The organism is Mangrovicoccus ximenensis (genome assembly GCF_003056725.1).
Taxonomy (GTDB): domain Bacteria; phylum Pseudomonadota; class Alphaproteobacteria; order Rhodobacterales; family Rhodobacteraceae; genus Mangrovicoccus; species Mangrovicoccus ximenensis.
Genome location: NZ_QBKZ01000014.1, coordinates 228,192 through 250,613 on the forward strand (window position 1 = coordinate 228,192; position 22,422 = coordinate 250,613).

Below are 22,422 nucleotides of genomic sequence, written 5' to 3' on the forward strand. Positions count from 1 at the left end.
GCCGTTGCCGCGGCTTCCGGGCCCGCCCCGGCTGCCCTTTCCCTGGCTTGCGCGGGGATGCCAGGCCCGGCATTGCCGCCATTTTCACGTTTCCCGACCCGCCGCCATCGGTTAGGACCGCATGGAAACAAGCGGGAATTCCAAGCGTGGCCAATCGCAAAAGCAGGATCTGGGATGCCGGGCTCGACCACGAGCGGCGGCGCTGGCCGTTCTTCTGGATCAGCCAGGTGAACGAGGCCTACATGCGGGCGCTGGAACGCCGCATCAAGCCGCTGGGCATCGACGTGCCGCGCTGGCGGGCGATGATGAGCCTCTACGAAGAGGACTACCTGTCGATTTCGGAAATTGCCGAACTCTCGGCGGTCAAGCTCAACACGACCACCAAGGTGGTGCAGCGGATGATCGCCGACGGGCTGGTGACGACCCGCGTGCGCCCCACCGACGGGCGCGTGACCGAGGTCTGCCTGACGCAAGAGGGCAACCGGCTGCGCGCGCTCGCGGTCAAGGAAGCGACCTTCGTCTTCGAGGCGAGCTTCGGCAAGGTGCCGGCCGAAGAGGTCGAGCGGATGAACGCCCTGCTGGCGGGCGTTCTCGAGGATCTCAGGAAGCTCTGAGCTCAGGCCGGATGGGCGAGCCGGTGATAGCCGCGCCCGAACCAGACGAGGCCATGGTCGGGCGCATCGCGCAGCCGGACCGCCTCGACCTCGCAGAACAGCACCGAATGCGTGCCCTGCACTTGGCGCGACACGATCCGGCAGTCGAAGGCGGCATTGGCGTCAGAGAGCACCGGCGCGCCGGTGGCCATGGTGATCCAGTCGCCATGGGCGAAGCGGTCGACGCCCTCGCGATGGCGGGCGAAGATGCCCGACAGCTCCTCGTGCCCGGCCCCCAGCACATTGACGCAGAGCACGCCGTTGGCGATCAGCCGGTCATGCACCCGAGAGGCGGTGTTGATGCAGGCCAAGAGCGTCGGCGGCGTGTCGGTGACCGAACAGACGGCGGAGGCGATAATGCCGTGCCGTCCTTCCGCCCCGTCGGTGGTGATCAGGTTGACGGCCGCGCCGAGGCGGCTCATCCCCTCGCGGAAGGCGCCGACTTCGGTCATATGTCGAGCACCAGCTTCGGGCCGGAGGCGCGCGAGCAGCAGGCGCAGATCATCTCGCCCTCCTCGCGTTCCTCCCCGGTCAGGAACTGGTCGCGGTGGTCGATGCCGCCCTCGATCACGTCGGTGACGCAGGTGCCGCAGACGCCTTCCTCGCATTTCACCTCGATCTTCACGCCCGCCCTGGCCAGCGCCTTGGCGATCGTGTCCTCGGGACCGACCGTGACCGTGACGCCGGAAACCGCCGCCTCGACCTCGAACGTGTCGCCGGTGACATCGACATCGGCCGAGAAATACTCGCGATGGACATTCGCCGTGGCATGGCCCGCCGCCTCGGCCGCATTGATCACCCAGTCCATGAATCCCTGCGGGCCGCAGACATAGAGATGCGTGGCCGCACCGGGTGCAGGCAGGTCGCGGGCGAGGTCGAGCTTCTGCGCCGCCGCGCCATCGTCGAAATGGAAGGCGACACGATCCGCGAAGGGCGCGTCCCGCAGCAGGTCGAGGAAGGCGGTGACGCCTTCGGAGCGGGTGCAATAGTGCAGCGTGAAATCCCGGCCCAGCGCGTGCAAGCGATGCGCCATCGCGATCATCGGCGTGATGCCGATGCCGCCGCCAAAGAGCACCGTGGTCTCGGCCGTTTCCTCCAGCGGGAAGTGGTTGCGCGGGCCTTCCACCGTGAAACTCGCCCCCGGCACGGCCAGACGGTGCACGGCTTCGGAGCCGCCGCGCGAGGCCGGGTCCTTCAGCACGCCGATTTCGTAGCAACCGCCCTGAGCCGGATCGGAGCACAGCGAATACTGCCGCCAGAGGTCCAGCTCCGGCAAGCAGAGGTCGAGATGCGCGCCGGCCGTCACGGGCGGCAGCGCCTCGCCGGTCAGGCGCAGGCGGATGATGTTGCCGCGGTCCTCGATCCTCTCGGCGACCGTCAGCGTCATGGGGTTGGTCATGTCGAAGCTCATCTGAGGTAAAGGCCTCCGTTCACGTCCCAGCAGGCGCCGGTGACGAAGCGCGCCTCGGGCGAGGCCAGCATCGCCACCATGGAGGCCACGAAGGACGGGGCGCCAAGCTGGCCGACGGGGATGTTGGCGAGCATGGCCGGCATCTTGTCGGCGGGCACGATGTCATGGACCATGGGCGTGTCCATCGGTCCGGGCGAGATGGCGTTGCAGGTCACGCCGTATTGGGCGAGGTCGCGGGCGAAGACCTTGGTCAGGGTCAGGATCGCGCCCTTCGAGGCCGCGTAATGCGCCCCGGTGGCCGCGCCGCCGTTCTGGCCCGCAAGCGAGGCCATGTTGACGATCCGGCCATAGCCGCGATCGCGGAAATGCCGCCCGAAGGTCTGGCAGCCCGCGAAGACGCCGCCGGCATTCACCGCCATGATGGCGTTGAACTCGGCCGGGTCGATCTCCAGGATCGGCTGCGCCTTGGTGCGGGCAGCATTGTTCACCAGCACCTCGACGGAACCCCAGCGCTCGGTGCACTTTTCCAGCACCGTGGCGAAGTCCTCCGGCTTGCCGACATCCAGCGTCGCCGTCACCGCGGTTTCCCCGGCCAGGTCGAGTTCGGAGGCCAGCGCCGCGGCGGGTTCCAGGTCGATATCGGCGATCACCACGCGGAAGCCCGCGCGGTGGAGCGCGCGGACCGCCTCGGCGCCGAAGCCCTTGGCGCCGCCGGTGACGACGGCGGTCTGGATTTGATCGGGCAAGGGCGCCGCCATCAGAAAAGATAGCTGATCGAGGTCAGCATCCCGTCCGAGTTCAGCAGGCGCACGACCTTGTCGCGGATCTTCAAGCCGTCCGCCGTGGAGACCAGCACATAGCCCATGTCCGCGGCGAAGAGCCTCTGGCGGCCGAACTTGTCCTCGACCACCGTCTCGGCGGCGCGGACATGGATCAGCTCGCCTTCGACTGCCTCGATCACGATGCGCGACACGGTGCGGACGGTCTGGGCGGGCGGCGCGGAGGAGATGGAGAACCCCGCCTGGAAGCGCGCGACGCGGTCCTTGCGCATCTTCGCGCCATCATAGCAGAGGTTCAGCGCCTCGGCATAGCCCGAGGCGGACTTGAGAGCCTCGCCCGGCTCGGTGATCGGCATGACATAGGTGCCCTGCCCGTCCCACAGCGCCAGCCACGGATCGTAATCCTTGCGGTCGAGCAGGTCAGCCTCGGCCCAGAGGAAGGCGGTGACCTCCATCAGCGTCGCGCCGGTCTCGATCTTCGTCATCTCGGTCATGCCGACATCATCCTCTTCCACATGGCATAGGCGGCACGCATGCCGGTTTCGGCGCTGATATGGCCGCGCGGGCCGTCGGCACCCTCGGCCTCGTCGACCATGCCGCGGTTGACGAGGATCGGCAGCGTCTCGCCGCCCTTGGTGCCGCGCTGCACGCGTTCCCAGACCTCGGCATCATCTGGGCTTCCGAAGCCCATCGGCCCCTGGAAATGCTCGTGAAGCCTGAGCCTCATGCGGTTCGCGGCGGCCGGGCCGCCCTCCATGCCGAGCGCGATATGGCGGATCTCGGTCTCTTCCACGGTCACGGGCCGCAGCACGCGGAAGAAGGAGAGCGAGAAGGACACGTTGGGGAAGAGGTTCAGGTTGAAACCTGCCCCGCCGACGGCACGGACGATCTTCTTGACCTGATCCTCGGGATAGCCCTCACCGCGCAGCTCCTCGGCCAGCTCGGAGAAGCGTTCCGGGATCGGCGCGTCGAGATTCTCGTCGAGATCCACGAGTTCCGGCATCATCACCATGACCGAATGGCCGTTGCCCAGATCCTCGACGAAGCCGCGGCCATGCTCGAGGAAGCTGAAGACCTGCTCGGTCTCGCCATCCAGCGACTGCAGGAAGGACTTGTGGACGATCGGGAAATGGTAGGCGTCGGTGGTGTTCTCCAGCTGCACCTTCCAGTTCATCGGCACCTTGAACTGGTGCTCGCCCAGCACCTTCACCGGGAAGCCGCCGCCCTGCTTCATGAACAGGTCGATCCACTTCTTCACCGGGCCGAGGAAGTCCGAAAGCGGCTCCAGCTCGTCATTGAACGTGGCGAAGACCATGCCGGCATAGCTGTCGGTGCGGAGCTTCAGCAGCCCGTGCTGCGCCTTGTCGAAATCGTCGCCGTACTGTTCCGGATAGGGCAGCGCCCGGAGCGAGCCGTCGAGCCCGTAGCCCCAGCCGTGATAGGGGCACTGGAAGGACGAGGTCTTGCCCTTCTTCACCTCGCAGACCGTCGCCGCGCGGTGACGGCAGCGGTTGACCATGCAGTGGATCGCGCCCTTGCGGTCGCGCACCAGGATCACCGGCTCCTTGCCGACATGGGAGAGCTTGAAGGACCCCTTGTCGGGGAACTCGCTCTCATGCGCGACCCAGACCCAGGTCTTGTGGAAGATCTTCTCCATTTCGGCGTCGAAAAGCGCCGGGTCCTCGTACATCGAGGTGGCGACCTTGGCCTCAGCCTCGTCGTAGAGCGCGTCGAGATCGCTGAATTTCGGCATGTCGAGAGACATCTCTGCCCTCCGGTCTCAGATGTTTTCGGGAATCTGGAGCGCGCGGCCCATCCGCGCCTCCACGGTCATGTATTTCCACAGCCGGTGGTTCTCCTCGCCCACGACGATGGTGCGCAAGAGGTTGCACGCCGCCTGCACCGCCTCGCGGTTCGGGAAATCGGCGAGGATGTACCAGGTGTAGGGGAAGCCGCGCGACGAGCCGACGAAGGTCTGGTCGTCGTCGAAGGTGCCGACGATGGTGACGCCCTCCATCTGGTCGATGGAATACATCAGCTCCTGCGTCGCCTTCCAGACCGGGCCGATGCGGTCGAAAGGCAGCTCGAAGAAGGCCGGGTGGTTGTTGAAGCACAAGAGCGTGCGGAGGGCTGGGGTCTCGGTCATGGTCGGGGTCCTCACGGGTATCCGGGGGCGGTGGGCTGGTCGAAGAACCCGGCGCCGGCAAGCGTCCAGGTTCCCTCGTTCAGGAAGGCGTGCTGCGCCACGCAGGCGGCGTCCGTCATGCAGCGGCCCAAGGGGTGGCCCGCCAGCATCGCGCCGGAGCCGCCCAGCACGAAGGCACGGCGCGCGGCCTCGGCGCCGTCGCGGGCGGCCATGGTGGCGGCCATGCGCAGGCGGATATGGGTGTCGCGGTCTGTCTCTCCATCGGCGAGCACCTGTTGCCAGCCCTCCTCGATCGTGTCGAAGAAGGCGGCGCGGGCACCGGCCAGCAGGCCTTTCGCCTTCGCGAATTCGCTCTGGACATAGGGGCGCGCGCCGGGGGCGGCTGCACCCGTGATCGAGGCACGGGACAGGGAATTCTCCTGCACCCAGTCGAGCGCCTCCCGCGCCGCGCCGAGCGCGACCACGGCCAGAACCTGCGACGCAATCGCCATGGCCGGATAGCGGAAGACCGGATCGTCGAAGGACGGGGTCGAGCCGCGCACGAAGGTCAGCTCCGGTGCGACGGTGACATCCTCGACCACCACGTCATGGCTGCCAGTGGCAGAGAGGCCGATGGAGTCCCAGGTCTCGTCCACCGTCACGGCGGATTTCGGCATGACGGCGACGCGGGGCAGCGGCGTGGCCTCACTGTCGAGCTTGATGCCGACGCCCACGAGGTCCGCGCCCATGACGCCCGAGCACCAGGGCCAGCGGCCATTGACGACATAGCCCCCGGCGGTCTCCCGCGCCGCCTGCGGCGGGAACATCGCGCCGGCAAAGACCGTGTCGGGGTCCTGCCCGTAGATCGCGGCATAGGTCTCTGCGGGCAGCGCGCCGAGATAGAGCGCCGAGACGCCGAAGCTGGCCACCCAGCCGGTGGAGGCATCAGCGGCGGAGATCTCCTCAATCAAGGCGCAGAATTCGGCCGGGGTGAGTGCATCGCCGCCGAAGCGCTCTGGCACGAAGGCGCGGTAGGCGCCCAGGGCTTTCAGATCCGCCACCGCGTCGCACGGGACATGATGAAGCGCGGTGAATTCCGCACGGCGGGCGCGGATGCGGGCCAGGATGGCGGCACGGTCGGCGACCGGCCGGGACCCTGCCAGGGTCGCTTGGGCTGTCATGCTGTCTCCGTCTGGGTCTGGAGGCTCTGGGCGAGCCGGATGGCGATGGCGCAGAGGCGGGCGTCGTCGCCCTTGCGCCCGATGATCTGGAGCCCCGCGGGCAGGCCTTCGGGGGTGGGATGCGGGATCACGATGGCCGGGTGGCCGGAAAGGTTGAAAGGCCGCTGGTACCGCGTCAGGCCAAGCACCGTCTTCGGGTCGCGCGCCTCGGCCAGCGTCGGGGGAATGCCGTCGAGCGCCGGGGTGACGATGGCGTCGCAGCGCTCCAGCACGGCATCCACCTCGGCGGTGAAGCTTGCGCGGATGCGCTCGGCCTCCGCCACTTTCTCCGCCGGGATGTCGCGGGCCGCGGCCAGCCGCGCGGCAATGTCGGGGCCGATCGGCGCATCTTTGTCGAGGAGATGCCCGAAAGCAGTTTCGGTCTCGGTGGCTATCAGCGTCATGCCTGCCGCGAAGGCGGCGTCGAGCCCAGGCAGATCCGCTTGCGCAATGCCGGGAAGATCGCTGCCGACCTGCAGGAACACCGGTTCCGCCTCCAGCATCGCCGGAACGAAGCTCGGGTCCATCGCTTCCATGGCGCGGGTCAGCATGCCGCCGTCGCGGGCGAAGGCGCCGATGCAGTCGAGCGTGCTTGCCGCGGGCGTGGCGCCCTCGCGGCTGATCCGCCCGAAGGTCGGCTTGATGCCCCAGACGCCGCAGCAGATGGCGGGCTGGCGGACCGAGCCGCCGGTATCGGTGCCGACGGCAAAGTCGCAGAGCCCGGCCGCCACGGCCACGGCCGAGCCCGAGGAGGAGCCGCCGGGAATGCGGTCGGGCCAGCGCGGATTGACCGGCGTTCCGAAGGCGGCATTGACCCCGGTCATGCCGAAGGCGAGCTCGTGCATCGCCGCCTTGCCGATGATCCGGCAGCCCGCAGCAAGCAGGCTGTCGACCACGGCGGCATTTCCGGCGGCCGGGGCGGCATCGCGGAGCACGGCTGAGCCGCAGGCGGTCACATGCCCGGCAATGTCGAGGCAGTCCTTGACCGCGACGGACAGACCGTCGCCGCCGAGGGCAAGCCGCGCGACCAGCGCGCCGTGATCCTCTGTCCTCTGGCCGTCCATAGGGTCTCCTTCCGCCATCCGATATTTACGTGAATATTACCGCATTAGGATTCCTGTCAAAGGAAATCGCCGCCGAATTTTAATTTTTTTCTTTTGTTATCTTATACTTAAAAGACGCCTTGAGGGCGCTGCCAGCTTGCTCCGGCGCCCCCGCATCTGGTTGTCCTTGCCCTGCCCGTTCCCGCGCCAGACCGGCCCGGGATCGTTGCAAGTCAGGCAATCCGCCCGCCGAAACTATACAATTCACGTGATTTTAAAAATATTACCTTGCATGGCAGGGCCGGGTTCCCTCAGGTGGAAGATGAAAATTCACGCAATTGCCCGGGAAACCGACACGATGCAAACCGCAGACCCCGCCCAGCCGGCCGCAACCGGCGCCCTTGCCGCGCTGGAGCGCAGAATCGCGCAACTGGAGGCCGAGGCCGAGATCCGCCGCCTGCAGGCGCGCTACATGTTCCTCTGCGACACGCCGCTGCCGGAATTCGGCGTGGCGGACGACGCGGAGCGGATCGAGAGGATCGTGGCGCTCTACACGCCGGATGCGGTCTGGGAAGGCGTCGGCGAGCATTACGACGGCCAGTTCGGCCGCGCCGAGGGCCGGGACGCGATCCGCGCGCATTTCGCGAGGTTCTGGGCAGGAAAGGATCCGGAGCTGATCCTGAACTGCCATTACCTGACCTCGGAACAGATCCATGTCGCCGCGGATGGCCGGACCGCCGAGGGGCAATGGGTGCACATGCAGCCCTGGCTGTTCTCGGACGGCAAGGCGCTCCTTCGCTCGTCGCGGCTGAACAACGCCTTCCGCCGGGAGCCCGAAGGCTGGCGGATCACGCGGACGCGGACCGAGAACGTGTTCATCGCGCCGCTGCCCGCGGGCTGGGCCTCGGACTATCCGTCGAAATCGGTGCTGATGGCCCCGTGAGGCCCCGGCTCGGGGCCGGGGCGGGGCTGTCAGCCCCAGTCCTGCAGCCGCGCCACGTAGCGGGCGAGCGTGTCGATCTCGAGATTGACCGCATCGCCCGCGCGGATGCCGCCCCAGGTCGTGTGCGCCTTGGTATGCGGGATGACATTGACGCCGAATTCGCAGCCCTCGACCTCGTTCACCGTCAGCGAGGTGCCATTCAGCGCGACCGAGCCCTTGGAGGCGATGAACCGCGCGAGGCTCTCGGGGGCGCGGAAGGTGACGCGGGTGCTGTCGCCCTCCGCCGCCAGCGCGACGACCTCGGCGACGCCGTCGACATGGCCCGAGACGATATGGCCGCCGAGCTCGTCGCCGACCTTGAGCGCGCGTTCGAGATTGATCCGGCTGCCCTTCTGCCAGAGCTTGCGCGCCAGCGAGCTGCGCGACACGGTCTCGGCGGAGACATCGACCTCGAACCAGGCGCCGCCGCCGAGCGGGCCGCGGTCGGTCACCGTCAGGCAGATCCCGTCGCAGGCGATCGACGCGCCGATCTCGATGCCCGAGGGATCGTAGGAAGAGGCGATGCGGACCGCGAGATCGCCCCTTTGCGCAACCTCCTCGACCCGGCCGATATCGGTGATGATGCCCGTGAACATGGCGTCTCCTGTCAAGCTGCCCCGTCCTGACTAGCTCCGCTCCCCCCGGTGTTCAAGCCGGGCGGATTCCGCTTGATCGGCAGGCGCGGATGCCGCACCAAATCCGCATGCGTTCCTGCGACCGCCGGTTCCTGATGCTGCAAGGCCCGCACGGCCCGTTCTTCGCCGAACTGGCCGCTGCGCTGCGCCGCGACGGCGCAGAGGTCTGGCGCGGCGGGGTCAATGCCGGGGACGAAGCCGAGTGGCGCGGGCCGGGATACCTCGCCATGAAGGAGGCCGGAGACGCGGCCGCCGCGATGGACCGGCTTCGGATCACCGACCTGCTGCTCTATGGCGAGGCGCGGCCCTTCCATGCCGGAGCGCTGGCCGCGCACCTATGAGCGGCAGGGCAGCAACGGCAATTCCCCGGCCGCAAGCTGGCCGGTCGGGCGCATGGCGGAGCTGCCGGGCGGCACCCTGCCCTGTCCGGCGGCAAGCTTGGCGGCCGCAATCCACATGGACGGCCTGCCGGACGGCCCGCCGGACGCCGCCCGGCTGCTGCGGGTCCGCGCGGCCTATCTCGGCGCGCTCGCAGCCTCCACCCCCGACGCAGAGGTCTTGGTCGACAAGATGCCGAGCAACTTCCTCTACATCCCCTGGATCTTCGCCGCCTTCCCCGAGGCCCGCGTGATCCACCTGCAGCGCGACCCGGTGGCGACCTGCTGGTCCAATTTCCGCAACCTCTTTCCGCTGGGCGGCCGGGGCACCGGATTCGGCCATGACCTGCGCGACCTGGCCGGATACCACCGGCTCTACCGCGGGCTTATGGCGGATTGGGACCGGCTCCATCCCGGACGCATCCACCACCTGCACTACGAACGGCTTTGCGCCGACCAGCGCGGCGAGACCGAGCGGCTGCTCGCGCATCTCGGCCTGCCCTGGCACGAGGGCTGCCTGCACTTCCACGAGACCGGGCGGACGGTCACCACCACTTCCTCCGCCCAAGTGCGCCAGCCGCTCTACCAAGGCAGCTCGGAGGGATGGAAACCCTACGCAGCCTGGCTCGCCCCGCTGACCGAAGGACTGGGGGAGCCGTGACTGAGTCCCCGATTTCCGGGCCGGCGCGATATTCGCTACGTCGCCATGGCGGTGGTCATGCAGGTGCGGCCCGGCGGCCTCGAGGCCCTCGACACCTGCTTTCCGGAGGTGCCGGAACAGGCCCGCGCCCCATGGTCCCGCGAACTCGATGCCGGCCCGCTGCAGCTCTCGACGGGTCTGCCTCCAGGCCGGGAGCTGGCGGCATCCCTGCCGCGCCGCAGGACAAGCTCCGGCCTCCGATCAGCCGATCCAGCCCACCAACCACGGCCGCCACATGGTGTTCCTCACGGACATCGTGCAGGAGGCGCGCATTGGAGCGCGATCGGTTTTCCCTCATGGCCGAGCCGCACCATCCCCCGCGCCTGCCGTCCCTGTCGCGCCAAGAACTGCCAATTGAGGCGCCATTGGTCCGAGCCCGATGGGCGGCGGGCAAGATCGCGCGGCCCTTCCGCGACATCCGTCAGGATGTTCTGCGCTGCAAACGGTCCCCCCGGACCCTTTGCCATGCGCTTGAACTCCTCGCCCGGAGCTTCCGCACCCTCGGCGACCTCAATGCCCAGTTCGGGGCCTGACGGGCCGAGATGGCGAAGCCGCGGGTTCGCGCCGCCACGCGCCGGATCGCCGACCGGGCCTTCGCCGAGAAGACGCCAGCCCTGGAACCGCTGCCCGCAATGTCCCATGACGTGCTCCGCGCCATCGGGCGGCGGGGCGGCCGCGAAGGCAGGGTCCCGGTCGGCGGCACGCTCCATTCGGTCCACGGCACGGCGCGGAAACGCATGCTGGAGGTGCAGCATCACGCCAGCGCGCTCCGCATCTCCGAGGCGTGAGGGCGTGACTGCCATTGGTCCGAAGGAATGCCCGAACGCGCTGATGGCCCGGCATCCCGTTCCCGAGGAGAAGGGCCTGCGCCGGGTCGACCCGGTCCCGGGCCTGCGGCGGCCGCTCGAAGTCCATGACGCCGCCGCCTGGCCGCGGCGCCCTGATCAGGCTCGGAATGCCACGCGCCCTGGAGGCCTTGGAGAACATCCAGGCCCGGTCCGAGCGCAGCGAGATCACCTCGGCGGAGGCGGTCGGCACGCTGCCGGGCGAGGAACGGGCCATTGTCCGCCATCGGTCCGGGGACGGCGGCGAGGGCCACCCGCCAGGGCCGCCGCATCGCGGTCGCACTGCCCAACGCCAAGCTGATGCCCCCTCTCGGCGAATGCATGCATTCGCCTGCCGGGCAACGCATCGAGACGCCGGAAAGCTTCTGCTCCGTTCACGCGGCGATCTGCCCCCCGGACAAACCGCTTTGCGCTCGAACTCTGGCCGCCGCCGGACCGGGAGCGCCGTTCGGCATGCGGCCGCCATGGTCCGAGGTCCATGCCGGACGCACTCGCCCAGCCCGGCTTCATCCGCCGGTCGGAGGGGGGGCATTTCCCCTTGGCCCGCCCGCACCGGAAGGAGCCGCCTCGCAACCACCCTGGGCGCGGCGGCTGGTCCGGGGGACCAGTTCGCGAGGGGCGGCCAAGCCGAGCGGATGAACCGCAGGATCAAGGAGACGACCGCCAAAACGGCATCGCTGCGACCCGCAGGCGGAACTGGAGGGCCGCCTGGTCGCGCTCGTCGCCGCCTGCAACTGCGCCCGGAGATTGAAGACGCTGAGGGGCCTCTCACCGTTCGGGTTCATCTGGGGAAAATGGACAACAGAGCCGGATCGCTTCAAAGCCGATCCGACCCGCCACACCCCGGGACCAAACAGCTAGGCCGTGTTGACAAAAGGGCTTCACGTCGGTCGCTTTCGGGATTCAAGATCACCGCTACGACGGAGGTGATCTTGGCCCGCAAGCTGATGTCAGACGGCGACTGGCGGCTCTTCGAGCATTTCATCACCGCTATCCGCGCTCCGAACGGGCGCAACCCAGCTGGTCATCGTCTTGTTCTTGATGGTGTATTCTGGAGTGAAGCGTGAATGCGCCGCTGGTTCGAGCACCACCACGAACGCGGACCGGTGCTCCGTGGCGGGATCGGCCAGAGGAATTCGGCAAGTGAGGGTCCGTTTGCCGCCAGTTCCGACGCTGGACCCAGGCTGAACTGCGGGAAAACATCCTGCTGTTCCTCAACGGCGGCGACCTCCTTCCCGCCCGCGTCCGGATGATCGACAGCACCGTGATCCGCGCCCATCAACAGGCAGCGGCTCAGGGGGGACTCAGAAGGAAGGTTTCGGCCGCTCACGAGGTGGCTTTTCGAACAGGATCCACCCCCGGGCGAACGGTGCCGGGGTGCCGATGCGCAGCGAGATCACCGGCCGCGAGACGGTCGATGTGAAGGGGGCCGACCTGGTGATGCCACACGATCTGCCGGAGCCCGCATATTTCTTCGCCGACAAAGGCTACGATTTTGACAAGATGCGCGAAAATTTGGATAGCGTCCGTCAACGAGGTGTAATTTCCCGGGTGCTGCCGCTGCCAAGGCCGCGGCCCGCGAGGCAGGCGCCCGGAATGTCCCGACGTGAAGTCAAGACGACGAGTCCGGGTTGCGTGGCGTCTTCCGGCATGGTCCGCCCTGTCCGCGGGATCAGATCCCCCAGCGGGGCGCAGCTGCTTGCGGAGCGCGGCGTGCGCCGGTGGCGGGGTCGAAGACATGGCATGCATCGGGCGGGACGACAATGCGGATGCGGTCGCCGGGGCGGGCCTCGAAGCTGCGCTCGGCCTTCGCCGAGACCGTTGCGCCGCCGGCGGGCACCAGCACCATCACCGCGTCGCCAAGATGCTCCAGCGCATAGAGCGGCGCGTTGATCTCGCAGCCGGTGAAGCCCATGTATCCGGACAGCACCTGCGCATCCTCGGCGCGGAACCCCAGGATCGCCTCGCCGTCTTCGGCCTCCAGCCCCTCGATCTGCATGTCCTCGCCGCGGAACACGCCCGCTCGGATATGCCCGCGCATCAGGTTCATCGCCGGGCTGCCGATGAAGCCCGCCACGAAGGCCGTCGCGGGGGCCTCGTAGACCTGCCGCGGCGTGCCGGTCTGCACGATCCGGCCGGCCCGCATCACCGCGATCCGGTCGGCCAGCGTCATCGCTTCAGCCTGGTCATGGGTGACATAGATCGTTGTCGCGCCGAGCTCGCGGGTCAGGTGGCGGATATGCGCCCGGGTCGTGAGCCGCAGCCGCGCGTCGAGATTGGAGAGCGGTTCGTCCATCAGGAAGAGCCGGGGCTGGCGGACGATGGCACGGGCGAGGGCGACGCGCTGCCTCTGGCCACCCGAGAGCGCGCCAGGCCGCTTGCCGAGCTGGTCGGCGAGACCGACCTTGTCCGCGGCCGCCCGCACCGCACTGTCCTGCGCGCCGCGCTCCATCCGGCGCATCTTCAGCGGGAAGCGGATGTTTTCATAGACCGTCAGGTTCGGATAGAGCGCGTAGCCTTGGAACACCATGGCGACATCGCGCCGGGCGGGGGGAATGCGCGCCATGTCCTGCCCGTCGAACAGCACCCGGCCGGCATCCGGTTCCTCGAGCCCGGCGATCATCCGCATGGCCGTCGTCTTGCCGCAGCCGGAGGGACCGAGCAGCACCACGAACTCGCCGTCCTCCGCGGTCAGGTCGAGCGGACCGACCGCGCGCCCGGCGCCGAAGCTCTTCGTGACTTGCTGCAGCTCTATGCGCGCCATATGGTCCTCCGATGCGCTTTCCTTGGCCGCACCTAGCCGGAAACCGCAGGCGCGTCATCCCCTTCGGCGTGCGGTGACAGGCAGTTGCGGGGCCGGGCGGGAGCTGGCGGAAGATCAGGAGGCCAGAGATGAGGCAGAGGCAGTGGATCGCGCTCGACACCGGCAGCCCGGTGCCGCGCGGCTGGAAAATGACCGAGGAGCGTGCCGCAGGACCGGCCTGCGAGGTCGCGGCAGCGGATCTGTCGGCGCTGGCCGGAGAGGGCGGGCTGGCCGTGGCCTGCGGCCCGCTGGCCGATCAAGCCGCGTCACCCAAATTCAGCCATAGCTCAGCCATCGGTCCGAGTGAACATTGCGAATGTCTTTGAATCGGCTGTCGGTTAAGGAGGGGATTTCGTGGGGCCGCTGACGAAATGGCGCGCCGAAGCACGGGCTAAGGGCAAGGCGACTGTCGGTCGTGTCGCCAATGTGGTGGAAATCCCTGGCAGCGTGCTCCGGGCATGTGAAATCGGCTCTGTTCCGGCTCATATCTCGACTCTGGTGCGCCGGTGGCAGCCGCTCCAGTTTCGCCACAGCCCCCGGCCGAGTTGCTTCGATGCCCGCAGGATTTCATCGCGCGCCCGGGCTCCGGCCGTGTCCGGCTTCCAGGGCCTGGCGTTGCGGCGGTGCGGAATGATTGCGCGCCTCGCGGCGCGCCGCGAGGCGTCATGGCAGGGGCGGGTGTCACAGGTGTCGCCAGGGGTGCTCGAACCGGTGGCGCATCCGCTGGCAACTCGGCCGTGACCGTGGCGATCTCCTGATCCTGGCCGATCTGCTTCAGGAGTTCCGGCAGCATCCCTCGCCGCTTCGCCCGGACCGGTGGCGCTCACCGGCTCGGCATCGCCGACATTGCCCGAGGTGACCTCGACGGCCGGGATCTCCAATCGTCGTCGGGGAAACGGTCTTCCGGACCGTCTCCTGACCCTCCTCCATCTCGTCAATTCCAAGGTGGAGCTTGCGCCATGAGCGGGCCGCGCCACCGGTCCGAGCGGCACCGCGAATGCGTCGCTTCGAGCCGCCATGCTTGCGCCTGTGCCGCTCGCCTTCGCCTTCGATGCCATTCGGCGCCTCCAGCGGCGCTGGAACCAATGGCGCAGCCGCTGGAAGCTCCTCGGACCGATGGCGGTCGATGCCTCATTGTCCGCGAGCAGGTGCAGTTCCCCTTTGGAGCTGCGATGCGGGATGGTCACGTCCAGCGGCCGACGGGCTTTCGCGGCGCCACTGGCGCCACTGGCGCCGCGGTCCCGTCTTGCTCTGGCGGCGCGACGAGGTGCTGAAGTCCGGTGTCGGACTGTCCAGCCCGGATAGTGCCAGCAGGGTCGCCATAAGACCGTTCGCCAGCGGGCTCGGACTGATGGCGCCTCGCTGGTTCACCCTGGCGGAGCGGCAGTCCGAGAAGGATCTTGAGGGTCAGGCAGGCCTGGGTCGCGGTGTCGCTGCATGTTTGCCGACGGCCTCGGCGAGCGGACGGTACCGCTTCCCACTGAAGAGGTCGCCATTTTCCGGACAGGTTCGCGGCGGAGCTAAGTTTGCCTGTTGGTCATGCCGCCGCTTTCGGGCCGGGGCCCTCTTGCGCCCCGATGGGTGTCTTTCCCCCGAGCGCCGAGTGGGGCGCGCGGCGGATCGGAAGCGAGCATCCGTCATTCGCAAGTGGCTTTTGGGGTCCGCAGCCCGCCGGCTTTCGCCAGCGCGCTGGCGGTGGGCAGGAGCTTTCGCATGAGCGCGGCGATGGCAACCTTTGCGGTTGTCCCGGCCTCGCGGGGCTGGGCGTGCCTGGCCTTGAGATCGGGGTTGAAGCGCATCGCGACGACGGCAGGCCTGCAGAGCGCATCCCGCAACGGCTTGCGCCCCCGCTGATGAAGGCCCTGCCTTTCCACTGGCCGGAGCCGCGGCTGGAGGGGCAAGCCCTGCGGGGCTTGCGGCCTGCGTTCCGTCGCGCCTTCCGATCCCGGGCAGAAAGGTCAGGATCAGCGCCGTCGCGACGGGGCCGGAGCCGGAGCGTTCGGACCGGTCCGCGCCAGCGGCAAATCCTCCGGCGGGGGCGAGACCTGGCCCTCGGCCGCCGCGATTTCCGAGGCGCCGACCCGGATCGCCGCCTCGACCTCGGCAAGCTGCGAACGCGCCGCCTCCAGCGCGGCGCGCTGGCGGGAATCGTCGAGCCGGAACAGCGGCTGCCCCGGCGCCACCTGGTCGAAGTTCTTCACCATGATCTCGGTCACCCGGCCCGGATTCTCCGGCAGGATGGTGACGGTCCGGTAGAAGGAGGTGATGTTGGTCGTCGCCGGGTGGTAGTAGAAGATCACCGTGATCAGCGAGATGGTCAGCACCGCGCAGGACACGATGCCGTAGCGCAGCTCGAACCACATCGAATAGAGGTTGATCTCCTTGCCGATGCGCTTGCCCTGGCCATAGCGGCGGAACAGGTAGTCCGGCAGGATCGTCAGCATCGAGCAGATGATGAACTCAAACATGGGGCGGCGCCTCCTTCGCGGGCTCCGGCTCGGGCTCGGGTTCCCTGGCCAGGCGGCGCAGCGAGCGGGCCATCGAGTTCAGCGGCGAGATGAAATCCGGCGGATTGATCGCGGCGATCACGATGGCGATCACCCAGAACAGGTTGTTGTGCGTCAGCAGCGCGATCAGCGTCAGGATGCCGATCAGCTGCAGCTGCGTGTGGTTCACCGTATGTGCCATCCGGTCGGGAATGGAATGCAGGTGCAGGTAGAACACGCCGAGCCCCAGCACCGCGAGGATGACGAAGACGGTAATGACGGTGAACAGCGTGTCGGTCTGTCCCGGTCCGGTTATGAAGAATGGCAGGTGCTCCGGCACCAGCCCGTTTGCACTCTCCACGATGCATGCCCTCCTATCGTTCCCCCGCCCCGCGCCCGCGATCCGGGCCGGGCAGCACTGCAGCCTCGTCCCTCCGGCCTAGCACAAAGCCCCGGCAGCGGGTTACCGGAAGTTGCCGCAGGACGGAGATCGACACCGGCCAATGCCGCGAAGCAGCAACACCTGCCCGGGCCCTGGACAGCCGAATCATCCGGAGCCACCCGGCCAAATGTGCCTGTTTTCCATTCAAATCATGCACGCATGTCCACAAAATGAGCAGAATTTCAACCCTGGGTGGAATTTGCGCCGCGGCGGCTCCGTTGGCGCCCGGACAGGGCGGACGAACGCTCGCCGCAACGCAGCGCAACCGCCGGTGATGCGGTTTCAAATCCATGCCGGACCGGAAAGCGCCGCCGGGCACTTCCCGTGCGGGCTGGGCAAAGGCGCGCGAGATCGAAGGAGCCCCGGCTCCGGCGGCTGCCAAAGGACGGCGGCGCCCGTCGGCCGGGCACAGTTCCGTCCGCGGCAACGCCTGCAAAGCGACGCAGGCGTTGTTCCGCAGGCCAAGCAGGAAGTGGTTGATTTTCATATTCCCGTTACACGGAACCGCCCCGCATGGCCCCAAGCACTGCGCAGATGGCCTCGGGAGCAGCCACCGACCGGCAGCCTAGACACTTCGGCACGCCGGGGCATCGGCACGCCGGGCCGGGGCAGCCCTCGCGGAAAGCTCCGAAGCCTGTGCGCAACCAGCCCCGAACCAGCGGCGCGCCCCTTGCCTTTTCGCAACGGAAACCGCCCCCGGAAGCCGTCGCTGCAGCGCAGCGTGGCAATCTGCCACGAGCCTGCGACCGATGTCGTAATTCTCCGGAAAGGGTCAGCCCTCCACCCTTATTCCATGACCAAGATCACAGCCCTTGTTGCCCCCGCCCTCGCCCTGCTGACGGCCGCGCTGCCAGCTGTATCAGCAGAACTGACCCTTTTGCGGAGCTTCTCCCATTCCGGCCCCTCCGGTCTGACCTATGACGCCCGGTATTGCGGAATTTGGGTTGCAAGCGAGTCCCGAAACGTCGTGCTCATCTCCCCCTGGGGAGACGAGATCATGAGCTTCGAGGCCGGACTGAGCCGCGTCGACGCGATCGCGATCGACGGCGAGGATCTGGTGCTGTCGGACGGAAACGGCCTCTACCAGCGGGTCGACCGCGGCGGCCGCCCTGCCGGCGAACCGTTCCGCCTGGCCAGCATCCTGATGGACACCGACGGGCTCTATGTCGACCACGAGACCGGCGAATACTGGGTCGCCGACGACAGCATCGCCCAGCTGGTGCGGGTCAGCTCCGACGGCACGGTGATGCAGCGCGTCGACGGCGCCTCCCAGGCCTCGCCGCTGATGGAACCGCAGGGCATCACCCGCGACCCGCGCTCCGGCCATTTCCTGGTGGTCGACGATGCCGATGCCTCGGACAGCCTGTTCGAGTTCAACGCCCAGGGCCAGCTGCTCGACGTGATCCCGCTGGCCGGCTGGGGCTACGATGCGGAGGGCATCACGATCCAGCCCGACACCAACACGGTCTTCATCGCCTATGACGACGGCGACCGGATCGCGGCGTTCTCCTACGAGCCGACCGGCGATGACGACATCGCGCCGGCATCGGCATCGGCCAACGATCTGGGCGGCTGCGTGCTGTCCGCGCTGCCCGCCCCGGCGGCGCCGCGCGGCTAGGGAGCGGAAGACCGCTCCAGCTCCCGGTACTGGCCGAGCAGCTCGGCCCAGACCAGAAGCGCTTCGCGGGTGTGGCGGGAGGACCGCACCCGGATCTTGGTCCAGAGCGAAGTGCCTTCGTCGCCCTCCTTCCGGATCGCGGCCACATACTGGCCGCGGACGCCCAGGCGCCGGCATTGCAGCGCGATCCGCGGCAGATGGTAGGCTTGGCTGACCAGCTGCACGCGGCGCGCCCCTGCCCGCGCTGCCTCGCTGACGCAGGTATCCGGCGTCGAAAGCGCCTCGCCATCGACCTCGACCGCCGCATCGGGCACGCCCCTTTCCAGCAGGTAGTCCTTCATGATCGCCGCCGCGCGCTGCGCGTTCGAGACCACGATCACGCCGGACTTGCCCGCATCGAGCAGCGCGATGCCGGTATCCAGGCGTTCGGCATGCAGCGGCGAGATCGAGCCGTCGCGCACCAGCGCCCCGAAGATCAACGCTGCATCGGCGGGCCGCGCGGTCTCGACGGAGGCGATCGGCACGGTCAGCCAGAGCCAGACAAGCGGCCCGTAAACCACGGTTATCCCTGCCCCGAGCATCGCCGTCACCCAGCGCATGGACTGTTCCTCACTCTCCGACTGCCCGAGACTTAGGCGATTGCCCGCCCGGCGTCCATCGCCCCGCCGGGGCAGTTTTCGCTTTTCATTCGTGGTTCACGCGCTATAACCCCGGGCATGGCACACCGCGCACAGATCCTGTCCCTGGCTCTCCTTCTCCTTACGCGCCTCTGAGCGTGCCATTCGGCGCGACCGCTCAGGGGTATCCGCCGCGCCAAACTCACCCAACGGAAAAGAGATCGCGTCCATCGAGGCGCAAGACAGGACAAGACCCATGACCGAACAGCCCCGCGTGCTGATTTTCGACACGACCCTGCGCGACGGCGAACAGAGCCCCGGCGCCACCATGACCCATGCCGAGAAGCTGGAAATCGCCGCGCTGCTCGACGAAATGGGCGTCGACATCATCGAGGCCGGCTTCCCGATCGCCTCCGAGGGCGACTTCGCCGCGGTCAGCGAGATCGCGAAGAACTCCGTCAATTCGGTGATCTGCGGCCTGGCCCGCGCCAATTTCAAGGATATCGACCGCTGCTGGGAGGCGATCCGCCACGCCGCGCGGCCGCGCATCCACACCTTCATCGGCACCTCGCCTCTGCACCGCGACATCACCCAGCTGACGCAGGACCAGATGGCGGAGCGGATCCACGAGACCGTCACCCATGCCCGCAACCTCTGCGACAACGTCCAGTGGTCGCCGATGGATGCCACCCGCACCGAGCCCGACTACCTGAAGAAGGTCGTCGAGATCGCCATCAAGGCCGGGGCCACCACGGTCAACATCCCCGACACCGTCGGCTATACCGTGCCGCGCGAATCCGCGAAGATCATCGAAATGCTGATCCGCGAGGTGCCCGGCGCCGACGAGATCGTGTTCGCCACGCATTGCCACAACGACCTGGGCATGGCGACGGCCAACTCGCTGGCCGCCGTCGAGGCCGGCGCGCGCCAGATCGAGTGCACGATCAACGGCCTGGGCGAACGCGCGGGAAACACCGCGCTGGAAGAAGTCGTGATGGCGCTGAAAGTCCGCAACGACGTGATGCCCTTCGCCACCGGCATCGACACGACCAAGATCATGAAGGCCAGCCGCCTGGTCGCGACCGTCTCGGGCTTCCCGGTGCAGTACAACAAGGCGGTGGTCGGCAAGAATGCCTTCGCGCATGAATCCGGCATCCACCAGGACGGCATGCTGAAGAATGCCGAGACCTTCGAGATCATGCGCCCGACCGATATCGGCCTGACCGAGACCAACCTGGTCATGGGCAAGCATTCCGGCCGCGCCGCGCTGCGCCAGAAGCTGAAGGACCTGGGCTACGACCTGGCCGACAACCAGCTGGCCGATGTCTTCGTGCGCTTCAAGGCGCTGGCCGACCGCAAGAAGGAAGTCTATGACGACGACCTGGTCGCGCTGATGCGCGACACCGTGGCGGGCGAGGAGCTGGACCGCATCCAGGTCAAGTTCCTGCGGGTGATCTGCGGCACCGAGGCGCCGCAATCGGCCGACCTGATCCTGACCATCGACGGCAAGGACCACCAGGTCACCGCCCAGGGCGACGGCCCGGTCGACGCCGCCTTCAACGCGGTGAAGAAGCTGGTGCCGCACAATGCGCGCCTGCAGCTCTACCAGGTCCATGCCGTCACCGAGGGCACCGACGCGCAGGCGACGGTTTCGGTCCGGATGGAGGAAGAGGGCCGCATCGTCACCGGCCAGAGCGCGGATACCGACACGGTGGTCGCCTCCTGCAAGGCCTATGTCGGCGCGCTGAACCGGCTGATGGTCAAGCGCGGCGCCGGCCGTCCGGTCAGCTACAAGGATGTCGGCTGAGGCGCCCGCCTCGCCGGCCATTCCCGATGAGCGGAACTGACACGCCCCGGGCCGGACAGGCCTGGGATGCGGCTGGCTATGCGCATCACGCAGGCTTCGTCGCCGAGCGCGGCTCGGACATCTTCGCGGCCCTCGCCCCCGCCCCGGGCGAGGCCATCCTCGACCTCGGCTGCGGCGACGGCGCGCTGACCCAGCGTGGCCCGCGCCCGAGCGCGCGGCGCGGCTGGTGCTGTCACGCGCCGCCGAGCTCGACGGCAATGCCTATGACACGCTGGGCGCGGCAGCGGAGATGCTCGACGCGAAGCACCCGCTTGCCGCCACGCTCCTGCGCCGGGCGATGATCGAGGACACGCTCGACGGCGGCAAGTCGAAGCGCTACCGCCATGCTGCGCGCCATCTGTCGGATTGCGCGTCCGCCGCCCCGCAGGTCGGGGATTTCGGCGGGTTCCCCGATCATGCCGCCTTCGCCGCGCAGCTGAAAAAGCGGCACGGCCGGAAATACGGCTTCTGGCAGCTTGCCGGGGACTGACCCGGCCTGCCGCTGAGGCATGCGCGCAACGGCGCGGCGCGAGACGAAATCGGATATGTGCACGCGATCACCGATCCGTGGCAGGATGATGAGGTGGATCAAACCAGAAAGGTCAAACCATGTCGTTCCTGTCCCGTTTGGAGCCGCACCTGCTGTCGCTCCTGCGCGCCGTCACCGGGCTCCTGTTCCTGCAGCACGGCTTCACCAAGCTGCTCGGCTGGCCGGAAACTCCGATGAGCGGCGTCGATGTCAGCTCCATGCCCGGGATTGCCGGGCTGTTCGAATTCGGCGGCGGCATCCTCCTGGTTGTCGGGCTCTTCACCCGTCCGGTCGCCTTCGTGCTGTCGGGCATGATGGCCGTGGCCTATTTCATGGTCCACGCACCGCAGGGATTCTTCCCGATCGTCAATGGCGGCGAGCTGGCGGCCACCTATTGCTTCGTCTTCCTCTATCTCTGCGTCGCGGGGCCGGGCCCCTGGTCGCTCGATGCCAAGCGCAAGTCGCTGGGCAAGTCCGCGAAGCACTGATCCCGCGGGACGGCCGGGGCAGGGCAGCCCCGGCCGGTCCGCTCAAAGCGTGAAGGCCGCACGGAAGGCCTCGAGCGCTGCCTCGGGATCGGCGGACGCGAAGGCCTCCATTCCAACCGGACCGCGATAGCCCATCTCCGAAAGCGCCCGCGCGACGCCTGCATAGTTGATCTCGCCGGTGCCCGGCTCGCAGCGGCCGGGCACGTCCGCGACCTGCACCTCGCCGATCCACGGCAGCGCCTTGCGGCAGCACTCGATCAGGTTCCCCTCGCCGATCTGCACATGGTAGAGGTCGAGATTGAGCTTGAGCCGCGGATGATCCACCGCCGCGACCAGCGCGATCGTGTCCTCCGCCCGGCCGAAGGGCACACCCGGATGGTCCACCGGCAGGTTGAGGTTCTCCAGCGTGAAGGTCACGCCTTCCTCATCGGCCATCTCGGCGATGCGGCAGAGCGTGTCGCGCGCCTTCAGCCACATCGCCCCGGTCACGGTTTCGCAGGGCACGACCGGCAGGCCGCCTTCGCCCAGCCCGGTGCCGTGCAGGTTCAGCCGCGCCACGCCCAGCCGCTTGCCGACCTGCGCAGTTTCCCGCGCCGAGCGCAGGAGCTCGTCGGCGCCCTCGCCATCGGCCAGCCGCCCGGTCAGGTAGCCGTTCATGATGCTGAACTCGGCGCCGGTGGCCTCGAGCTTCGCCAGGTCGTGATCCGGCCAGTTCCACAGGCCGACGCCGAAGCCCAGCTCCTTCAGCCGGGAACAGCGCCATTCGATCGGCCGGTCCTGCCAGAGCATCTCGGCGCAGGCGGCAAGCGGGAATGCCGTCATC

27 protein-coding genes and 2 pseudogenes are annotated in these 22,422 nt (G+C 68.1%); 12 read left to right on the forward strand and 17 right to left on the reverse strand.

The window, feature by feature from the left end; translation table 11 throughout:
- Positions 1 to 146 precede the first annotated feature (146 nt).
- On the forward strand, positions 147 to 614 hold the full coding sequence (locus tag C7T91_RS15225; RefSeq protein WP_236638252.1) for a MarR family winged helix-turn-helix transcriptional regulator: 468 nt from the start codon (positions 147 to 149) through the stop codon (positions 612 to 614).
- 2 nt (positions 615 to 616) lie between these two features.
- On the opposite strand, the gene C7T91_RS15230 is transcribed toward C7T91_RS15225, so the two are convergent.
- From C7T91_RS15230 to C7T91_RS38500, 8 genes are read right to left on the reverse strand one after another with little or no spacing between them, the layout of a single operon-like run.
- Positions 617 to 1,105, reverse strand: a complete 489-nt coding sequence (locus C7T91_RS15230; RefSeq protein WP_108259977.1) for a flavin reductase — start codon at positions 1,103 to 1,105, stop codon at positions 617 to 619.
- Positions 1,102 to 2,052, reverse strand: a complete 951-nt coding sequence (locus tag C7T91_RS15235) for a PDR/VanB family oxidoreductase (RefSeq protein WP_236638253.1) — start codon at positions 2,050 to 2,052, stop codon at positions 1,102 to 1,104. The genes C7T91_RS15230 and C7T91_RS15235 overlap by 4 nt, the downstream gene beginning before the upstream one ends.
- 8 nt (positions 2,053 to 2,060) lie before the next feature.
- Positions 2,061 to 2,810, reverse strand: a complete 750-nt coding sequence (locus C7T91_RS15240) for an SDR family NAD(P)-dependent oxidoreductase (protein WP_236638254.1) — start codon at positions 2,808 to 2,810, stop codon at positions 2,061 to 2,063.
- 11 nt (positions 2,811 to 2,821) lie between these two features.
- Positions 2,822 to 3,337, reverse strand: a complete 516-nt coding sequence (locus tag C7T91_RS15245; RefSeq protein WP_108259980.1) for an aromatic-ring-hydroxylating dioxygenase subunit beta — start codon at positions 3,335 to 3,337, stop codon at positions 2,822 to 2,824.
- Positions 3,334 to 4,608: an aromatic ring-hydroxylating oxygenase subunit alpha gene (locus C7T91_RS15250; protein ID WP_108259981.1), complete on the reverse strand. Its 1,275-nt coding sequence runs from the start codon at positions 4,606 to 4,608 to the stop codon at positions 3,334 to 3,336. The genes C7T91_RS15245 and C7T91_RS15250 overlap by 4 nt, the downstream gene beginning before the upstream one ends.
- 15 nt (positions 4,609 to 4,623) lie before the next feature.
- Positions 4,624 to 4,989: a hypothetical protein gene (locus tag C7T91_RS15255; RefSeq protein ID WP_108259982.1), complete on the reverse strand. Its 366-nt coding sequence runs from the start codon at positions 4,987 to 4,989 to the stop codon at positions 4,624 to 4,626.
- A gap of 11 nt (positions 4,990 to 5,000) precedes the next feature.
- Entirely contained in the window at positions 5,001 to 6,149 is a 1,149-nt protein-coding gene (locus C7T91_RS15260; RefSeq protein WP_108259983.1) for an acyl-CoA dehydrogenase family protein, read from the reverse strand.
- Complete coding sequence (locus tag C7T91_RS38500; RefSeq protein WP_108259984.1) at positions 6,146 to 7,252, reverse strand: amidase; 1,107 nt, start codon at positions 7,250 to 7,252, stop codon at positions 6,146 to 6,148. The genes C7T91_RS15260 and C7T91_RS38500 overlap by 4 nt, the downstream gene beginning before the upstream one ends.
- A 337-nt stretch (positions 7,253 to 7,589) precedes the next feature.
- Here C7T91_RS38500 and C7T91_RS15270 point away from each other — a divergent pair, with 337 nt between their 5' ends.
- Entirely contained in the window at positions 7,590 to 8,174 is a 585-nt protein-coding gene (locus C7T91_RS15270; RefSeq protein ID WP_108259985.1) for a nuclear transport factor 2 family protein, read from the forward strand.
- A gap of 29 nt (positions 8,175 to 8,203) precedes the next feature.
- Here C7T91_RS15270 and C7T91_RS15275 read toward each other — a convergent pair whose 3' ends face one another.
- Positions 8,204 to 8,809 carry a riboflavin synthase gene (locus C7T91_RS15275; RefSeq protein WP_108259986.1) on the reverse strand — a complete coding sequence of 202 codons (606 nt, stop codon included), beginning with the start codon at positions 8,807 to 8,809 and terminating at the stop codon, positions 8,204 to 8,206.
- A 107-nt stretch (positions 8,810 to 8,916) separates the two neighbouring features.
- Between C7T91_RS15275 and C7T91_RS15280 the strand changes: the two genes are divergently transcribed.
- The 5 genes from C7T91_RS15280 (at position 8,917) to C7T91_RS39530 (ending at position 11,837) form a co-directional block, all read left to right on the forward strand.
- The gene (locus C7T91_RS15280) at positions 8,917 to 9,189 is read left to right on the forward strand and encodes a hypothetical protein (RefSeq protein ID WP_145962896.1); all 273 of its coding nucleotides are present in this window, start codon (positions 8,917 to 8,919) and stop codon (positions 9,187 to 9,189) included.
- On the forward strand, positions 9,161 to 9,886 hold the full coding sequence (locus C7T91_RS15285; RefSeq protein WP_161555925.1) for a sulfotransferase family protein: 726 nt from the start codon (positions 9,161 to 9,163) through the stop codon (positions 9,884 to 9,886). Before C7T91_RS15280 ends, C7T91_RS15285 begins: the two co-directional genes overlap by 29 nt.
- 311 nt (positions 9,887 to 10,197) lie before the next feature.
- Positions 10,198 to 10,458: a hypothetical protein gene (locus tag C7T91_RS15290; RefSeq protein ID WP_108259989.1), complete on the forward strand. Its 261-nt coding sequence runs from the start codon at positions 10,198 to 10,200 to the stop codon at positions 10,456 to 10,458.
- Positions 10,459 to 10,467: 9 nt separating this feature from the next.
- Positions 10,468 to 10,713: a hypothetical protein gene (locus C7T91_RS15295; protein WP_108259990.1), complete on the forward strand. Its 246-nt coding sequence runs from the start codon at positions 10,468 to 10,470 to the stop codon at positions 10,711 to 10,713.
- Between the two features lie 989 nt (positions 10,714 to 11,702).
- Positions 11,703 to 11,837, forward strand: coding sequence for a transposase (locus tag C7T91_RS39530; protein WP_145962897.1), 135 nt, complete (start codon positions 11,703 to 11,705; stop codon positions 11,835 to 11,837).
- Positions 11,838 to 12,442: 605 nt separating this feature from the next.
- Here the strand turns inward: C7T91_RS39530 and C7T91_RS15300 are convergent.
- The gene (locus C7T91_RS15300; protein WP_108259991.1) at positions 12,443 to 13,534 is read right to left on the reverse strand and encodes an ABC transporter ATP-binding protein; all 1,092 of its coding nucleotides are present in this window, start codon (positions 13,532 to 13,534) and stop codon (positions 12,443 to 12,445) included.
- Between the two features lie 128 nt (positions 13,535 to 13,662).
- Here C7T91_RS15300 and C7T91_RS15305 point away from each other — a divergent pair, with 128 nt between their 5' ends.
- The gene (locus C7T91_RS15305; protein ID WP_108259992.1) at positions 13,663 to 13,899 is read left to right on the forward strand and encodes a hypothetical protein; all 237 of its coding nucleotides are present in this window, start codon (positions 13,663 to 13,665) and stop codon (positions 13,897 to 13,899) included.
- Between the two features lie 162 nt (positions 13,900 to 14,061).
- On the opposite strand, the pseudogene C7T91_RS39535 reads toward C7T91_RS15305, so the two are convergent.
- From C7T91_RS39535 to C7T91_RS15330, 5 genes and pseudogenes are all read right to left on the reverse strand, one after another.
- A pseudogene (locus C7T91_RS39535) lies at positions 14,062 to 14,626 on the reverse strand (hypothetical protein); the annotation flags it as partial.
- Positions 14,627 to 14,706: 80 nt separating this feature from the next.
- Positions 14,707 to 15,059: pseudogene (locus tag C7T91_RS39540) on the reverse strand (transposase); the annotation flags it as partial.
- A 151-nt stretch (positions 15,060 to 15,210) separates the two neighbouring features.
- A complete protein-coding gene (locus C7T91_RS39545; protein ID WP_407943300.1) occupies positions 15,211 to 15,447 on the reverse strand; it encodes a transposase in 237 nt (78 codons plus the stop codon).
- Positions 15,448 to 15,537: 90 nt separating this feature from the next.
- The gene (locus C7T91_RS15325) at positions 15,538 to 16,041 is read right to left on the reverse strand and encodes an HlyD family secretion protein (protein ID WP_108259994.1); all 504 of its coding nucleotides are present in this window, start codon (positions 16,039 to 16,041) and stop codon (positions 15,538 to 15,540) included.
- Entirely contained in the window at positions 16,034 to 16,420 is a 387-nt protein-coding gene (locus C7T91_RS15330; protein WP_236638255.1) for a hypothetical protein, read from the reverse strand. Before C7T91_RS15330 ends, C7T91_RS15325 begins: the two co-directional genes overlap by 8 nt.
- Positions 16,421 to 17,468: 1,048 nt before the next feature.
- Here C7T91_RS15330 and C7T91_RS15335 point away from each other — a divergent pair.
- Positions 17,469 to 18,119, forward strand: a complete 651-nt coding sequence (locus C7T91_RS15335; RefSeq protein WP_108259996.1) for an SdiA-regulated/phytase-like domain-containing protein — start codon at positions 17,469 to 17,471, stop codon at positions 18,117 to 18,119.
- Here the strand turns inward: C7T91_RS15335 and C7T91_RS15340 are convergent.
- Entirely contained in the window at positions 18,116 to 18,718 is a 603-nt protein-coding gene (locus C7T91_RS15340) for a YdcF family protein (protein WP_108259997.1), read from the reverse strand. The genes C7T91_RS15335 and C7T91_RS15340 overlap by 4 nt on opposite strands.
- 274 nt (positions 18,719 to 18,992) lie before the next feature.
- Here C7T91_RS15340 and C7T91_RS15345 point away from each other — a divergent pair, with 274 nt between their 5' ends.
- The 3 genes from C7T91_RS15345 (at position 18,993) to C7T91_RS15355 (ending at position 21,599) form a co-directional block, all read left to right on the forward strand.
- Entirely contained in the window at positions 18,993 to 20,543 is a 1,551-nt protein-coding gene (locus tag C7T91_RS15345) for a 2-isopropylmalate synthase (RefSeq protein WP_108259998.1), read from the forward strand.
- 169 nt (positions 20,544 to 20,712) lie between these two features.
- Positions 20,713 to 21,072: a DUF6880 family protein gene (locus C7T91_RS15350; protein WP_330848850.1), complete on the forward strand. Its 360-nt coding sequence runs from the start codon at positions 20,713 to 20,715 to the stop codon at positions 21,070 to 21,072.
- Between the two features lie 119 nt (positions 21,073 to 21,191).
- Positions 21,192 to 21,599 (forward strand): DoxX family protein, encoded by a 408-nt coding sequence (locus C7T91_RS15355; RefSeq protein ID WP_108260000.1) that lies wholly within the window; start codon positions 21,192 to 21,194, stop codon positions 21,597 to 21,599.
- Between the two features lie 42 nt (positions 21,600 to 21,641).
- Here C7T91_RS15355 and C7T91_RS15360 read toward each other — a convergent pair whose 3' ends face one another.
- Positions 21,642 to 22,421 carry a TIM barrel protein gene (locus C7T91_RS15360; RefSeq protein WP_108260001.1) on the reverse strand — a complete coding sequence of 260 codons (780 nt, stop codon included), beginning with the start codon at positions 22,419 to 22,421 and terminating at the stop codon, positions 21,642 to 21,644.
- Position 22,422: the final 1 nt, after the last annotated feature.

Bases quoted from the DNA above. Each gene is read 5' to 3' on its own strand.
- C7T91_RS15230 (WP_108259977.1), bottom strand. From the start codon at position 1,105: ATGACCGAAGTCGGCGCCTTCCGCGAGGGGATGAGCCGCCTCGGCGCG.
- C7T91_RS15235 (WP_236638253.1), bottom strand. From the start codon at position 2,052: ATGACCAACCCCATGACGCTGACGGTCGCCGAGAGGATCGAGGACCGC.
- C7T91_RS15245 (WP_108259980.1), bottom strand. From the start codon at position 3,337: ATGACCGAGATGACGAAGATCGAGACCGGCGCGACGCTGATGGAGGTC.
- C7T91_RS15250 (WP_108259981.1), bottom strand. From the start codon at position 4,608: ATGTCTCTCGACATGCCGAAATTCAGCGATCTCGACGCGCTCTACGAC.
- C7T91_RS15255 (WP_108259982.1), bottom strand. From the start codon at position 4,989: ATGACCGAGACCCCAGCCCTCCGCACGCTCTTGTGCTTCAACAACCAC.
- C7T91_RS15260 (WP_108259983.1), bottom strand. From the start codon at position 6,149: ATGACAGCCCAAGCGACCCTGGCAGGGTCCCGGCCGGTCGCCGACCGT.
- C7T91_RS38500 (WP_108259984.1), bottom strand. From the start codon at position 7,252: ATGGACGGCCAGAGGACAGAGGATCACGGCGCGCTGGTCGCGCGGCTT.
- C7T91_RS15270 (WP_108259985.1), top strand. From the start codon at position 7,590: ATGCAAACCGCAGACCCCGCCCAGCCGGCCGCAACCGGCGCCCTTGCC.
- C7T91_RS15275 (WP_108259986.1), bottom strand. From the start codon at position 8,809: ATGTTCACGGGCATCATCACCGATATCGGCCGGGTCGAGGAGGTTGCG.
- C7T91_RS15280 (WP_145962896.1), top strand. From the start codon at position 8,917: ATGCGTTCCTGCGACCGCCGGTTCCTGATGCTGCAAGGCCCGCACGGC.
- C7T91_RS15285 (WP_161555925.1), top strand. From the start codon at position 9,161: ATGCCGGAGCGCTGGCCGCGCACCTATGAGCGGCAGGGCAGCAACGGC.
- C7T91_RS15295 (WP_108259990.1), top strand. From the start codon at position 10,468: ATGGCGAAGCCGCGGGTTCGCGCCGCCACGCGCCGGATCGCCGACCGG.
- C7T91_RS15300 (WP_108259991.1), bottom strand. From the start codon at position 13,534: ATGGCGCGCATAGAGCTGCAGCAAGTCACGAAGAGCTTCGGCGCCGGG.
- C7T91_RS15305 (WP_108259992.1), top strand. From the start codon at position 13,663: ATGAGGCAGAGGCAGTGGATCGCGCTCGACACCGGCAGCCCGGTGCCG.
- C7T91_RS15325 (WP_108259994.1), bottom strand. From the start codon at position 16,041: ATGTTTGAGTTCATCATCTGCTCGATGCTGACGATCCTGCCGGACTAC.
- C7T91_RS15340 (WP_108259997.1), bottom strand. From the start codon at position 18,718: ATGCGCTGGGTGACGGCGATGCTCGGGGCAGGGATAACCGTGGTTTAC.
- C7T91_RS15345 (WP_108259998.1), top strand. From the start codon at position 18,993: ATGACCGAACAGCCCCGCGTGCTGATTTTCGACACGACCCTGCGCGAC.
- C7T91_RS15355 (WP_108260000.1), top strand. From the start codon at position 21,192: ATGTCGTTCCTGTCCCGTTTGGAGCCGCACCTGCTGTCGCTCCTGCGC.
- C7T91_RS15360 (WP_108260001.1), bottom strand. From the start codon at position 22,421: ATGACGGCATTCCCGCTTGCCGCCTGCGCCGAGATGCTCTGGCAGGAC.